The sequence below is a fragment of the Stenotrophomonas sp. UBA7606 genome (assembly GCF_002477705.1).
Lineage (GTDB): Bacteria > Pseudomonadota > Gammaproteobacteria > Xanthomonadales > Xanthomonadaceae > Stenotrophomonas.
Genome location: NZ_DLJW01000054.1, coordinates 1 through 3,395 on the forward strand (window position 1 = coordinate 1; position 3,395 = coordinate 3,395).

Consider the following 3,395-nt stretch of genomic DNA (forward strand, 5'->3'; position numbering starts at 1 on the left):
CCATGCTCGGCAGAGGCTCCATGCACGGACCAACCGCCACCGGTAATGCTCCTGCCGAGCATGGCTCGGCACTCCAGGGCGTAACTGTACGGGTAACGCCTCTTGCCGAGCATGGCTCGGCACTACAAAAAAAGGCCCGGGTTTCCCCGGGCCTTTGGCGTTCATCGTTGCGGCCTTGCTCAGGCGGCGAACAATGCTTTCATCTTCTTCAGCGCATTCGCCTCGATCTGGCGGATGCGTTCGGCCGACACGCCGTACTCGTCTGCCAGTTCCTGCAGCGTCACCTTGCTGTCGGCATCCAGCCAACGACGGGCGATGATGTCGCGCGAACGCTGGTCGAGCTTGGCCAGGCCTTCGCGCAACAGGCTCAGCTGGTTGTCTTCGCTGTCCTCACGCTCATAGGCCTGCGACGGGTCTTCATCGCGGGCGACCAGGTACGCTGCCGGCGACGGCGGCGCATGATCATCGTCTTCATCCGACGGCGCATCAAAACCGATGTCACGACCGGACAGGCGCGATTCCATCTCCATCACTTCACGCTCGGAGACGTTCAGATCTTTGGCGACGGCGCTGACCTCGGCGGCGTTCATCCAGCCCAAGCGGGTCTTGGACTTGCGCAGGTTGAAGAACAGCTTGCGCTGCGCCTTGGTCGTGGCAACCTTGACGATGCGCCAGTTCTTGAGGATGAACTCGTGCATCTCGGCACGGATCCAGTGCACCGCAAAGGAGACCAGGCGAACGCCCATGTCCGGGTCGAAGCGCTTGACCGCCTTCATCAGGCCGATGTTGCCTTCCTGGATCAGGTCGCCCAGCTGCAGGCCGTAGCCGTTGTAACCGCGGGCCACGTGCACCACGAAGCGCAGGTGCGAATGCACCAGCTCACGCGCGGCGTTCAGATCCTGCTCGTCACGGAAGCGACGCGACAGTTCCTGTTCCTCATCGACCGACAGCACCGGGATCTGGTGCACGGCACCGATGTAGGCGTCCAGCGAACCGAGCGCACTGGGAATCGGGAGATTGTTTGCCACAAGGGCAGTGGAGGTGTTCAGGTTCATAGGACCTCATCTTAGCAGTCGAACTATTGGACTGCTCAGTACAGAAAAAGTTCCAGCGTTCTGTTTTTGTTGCCAAACCTTCATCTAAAGCTGAATTCGCCGCAGCGGTAACAGTCCAGAGGTCAGAATTACACCTTAACAAACCTTCTGTCGCCAGCATATGACAGGAATCAAACCGGTTCAGTCGGCAGCCGCCTTGCGCTCAAGCTACGCTCCCAGGCTCCCCGCACGCCCTCTCCGGCCCTGTTACGGGACCGGAGAGGCCGGCGTGAGCGCTTACCTGCCCTGCGCTGGTGTGGCTTCCAACTGCGGGCGGGTCAAACCACTTTCGCGCCACCACAGCTGTTCGGCATCCAGGACCGGCGCTTGCTGGCCGTAGCTCAGACGCAGGCCGAAGCTGTTGGCGAACAGGTCGCTGGCCTGTTCCCGACGGAACTGCAACGCCATCGTCCAGCCGCTGCGGAAGCCAAATTCCACGCCGCCGCCAAAGGCAAACGTGTTGTCGTTATAACTGCGAACGCCCAGCAGGTAGTCGCTGTCATTGGGCGCTACCACATAGTTCAGCGCGGCATCGCCGTTGCTGCGCAAGGCCTGCCGCCACTCCAGCATCCACGACGGCCGCACCGAAGCCCGCGCGGTGCGGAACAGGTAACGCCCTTCCACACCCAGCGCTGCGGTACTGCTGTCCAGGATCTGCCGGCGGTACTGCAGGTCGTAGTCACCCAAGCCATGCTCACGGTAGGCCTGCAGGGCAGTACGGCTGGCATCCAGGCGACCATAACCGGTCAGTGTGCCGGTCTCGCCCTGATGATCGTAGCCCAAGCTCAACGAGGCATAGCCTTGCTGGCCTTCACGTGAGGCAACCGCCGAAGCATTGACCTCGTTGCTGCGACGGCGGATGTCGAAATCCAGTTGTCCCCAGCCCAGCAGGCCGTCGATGAACCATGCGCGGCTGTGCCAGTTGCCGTACAGCGCCAACGACTTCTGCCGCGAATCCAATGCCGAACCCACGGTGTCGAAGTCGGTGTCATTCCAACCGTAGCCTCCGGCAAAGCCCAACGTGGTGCTTTCACCGAAGCGGCGATCCACGCCAACGCTGATACCGTCGGTACGGAACGAAGATCCCTCTGCATTGCTACGTGCGTCACGCTGGCCCCACTGGATGGCACCGGCACTCCAGAACCCCCAGCCCGCCGGCAGCTTCGGCGCAGGCGCGCCCACCTGCCCGGCATTCAGCGCCAGGCCCTGCTGGCCCATGCCGCCCTGCAGGTTCAACGACATTGCCTGCGAAGCCGCATTGCCACCATGCCGCAACTGGCTCAAGCGCGAGCGGATATTGTCCTGCTGCGCCTGCACGAAACGCAGGCTGGCATCCACTTGCGCCTGCACCCCCGCAATCACACCCGGGTCGCGTGTCGGGTCCGGACGATCATTCACCGTCAGCTGCAGGCTCACCATGCCTTCGACGAAGTTGGCAGTTGCTGCCTGCGTTGCCGTCAACGTCACCGTGCCCGCTGCCAGCAAGGTGACCGTGCGGCCATCGATGCGTGCCACGCGAGTGTCACTGCTGCTGAAGTGGAACGCACCGGAGGCGTTGCTGCTCGGGTCGGGCAGGTCGAAGTTGCCGTCCTCACGCTGCTTGTGCAGGTCGCCCAGCCACGACAGCACCGGCGCGGCCTTGCCGATAACGACATCCAACTTCGCCTGTACAGCCGCCGAATAGTTGGCATTGCCGGCCTGGTCGGCGGTCAACGAACAGGTACCCGCAGCAACCATCGTCACCGTGGAGCCATTCACCGTACAGGTGCTCGGCGTGGAGGAAGCAAACAGCAACGGTTCGCCAGAAGCGCCCGCCTCCGCATCGAGTGCGAAACTGCCGCCGGCTGCATACACCGGCTCCGCCGGATTGGCGACGAAATTGCGGATGCTCTGCGCCGCCCGGCCAATGCTGATGATCTGCGTTTCCTGCTTGGCGGCGGCGTAGTTGTTGTCACCGGCCTGATCGGCAGCAATGACGCAATTGCCGGCCGACAGCATCGTCACGGTACTGCCGTTGATCGAACACACTGCCGGCGACTGGCTACTGTAGGTCACCGCCAAACCGCTGCTGACCGTGGCCAGCGGATTCAGCGCGAAGCTGCTACCACTGACAAAGCTCTGTCCGCTCTGCGCAGCGAAGGTGATCACCTGCGTCGCCGACCCAATCGTGACGCTCAAGGTTTCCTGCGGGGCCGCGCTGTAGTTGCTATTGCCGGCTTGGTCGGCGGTCAGCGCACAGCTGCCCGCACTGACCATCGTCACCGTGGAGCCAGCAACAGTGCATATGCCCGGCGTGGTCGA

General features: G+C 62.8%; 2 protein-coding genes. Both read right to left on the reverse strand.

Annotated features, from left to right (window positions below):
• Positions 1–179: 179 nt before the first annotated feature.
• Positions 180–1,055, reverse strand: a complete 876-nt coding sequence (rpoH, locus tag B2527_RS07900) for an RNA polymerase sigma factor RpoH (RefSeq protein WP_293707673.1) — start codon at positions 1,053–1,055, stop codon at positions 180–182.
• 276 nt (positions 1,056–1,331) lie between these two features.
• On the reverse strand, positions 1,332–3,395 hold a 2,064-nt coding region (locus B2527_RS07905; protein ID WP_293707676.1), incomplete at its 5' end, for an autotransporter outer membrane beta-barrel domain-containing protein.